Raw genomic sequence first — 424 nt, forward strand, 5'->3', positions numbered from 1 at the left:
CTATCGCTCCAGCCTCGATAAAAGACTCTTCCAACGGGCCGCCACGAAGCAGCAGTGTCACTACATTGAATTGCGAGGTAAGTTGCTGGACGATATTCAGGCTAAGAATTGGGGCGCCGGTTCTCGAAGCTTCATGACTGACCAGCAGAATGGTGGGCTTATCTATAGGCAGCGACTCGATGGGTCGACTCAAAGCGATAAGCGGAATACGGCCAAGCAGGCCTTCGGCCCGCCCGTGATCCAGGAAGTGCCGTTCCGGATCATCGAGCGAGGCGAGAACTGGATACATGGCTCGATAGAAGTCGGCGTTGAATGGCTCTGTCGGTTCATGGAGCAGTCCGCCAGCGAGAACCTGCTTTTCGCCTGCATAGTCGCGAGAAGCCGGCGATATCGGCTTTGGAGCACCTATGCGGCCTTCCTGGAT

Annotated in this window: 1 pseudogene; it reads right to left on the minus strand. The window is 56.1% G+C overall.

The window, feature by feature from the left end:
- Positions 1-424, minus strand: a pseudogene (locus AC1DLB_RS32230) (hypothetical protein); the annotation flags it as partial.

The organism is Pseudomonas sp. 05N434 (assembly GCF_056396965.1).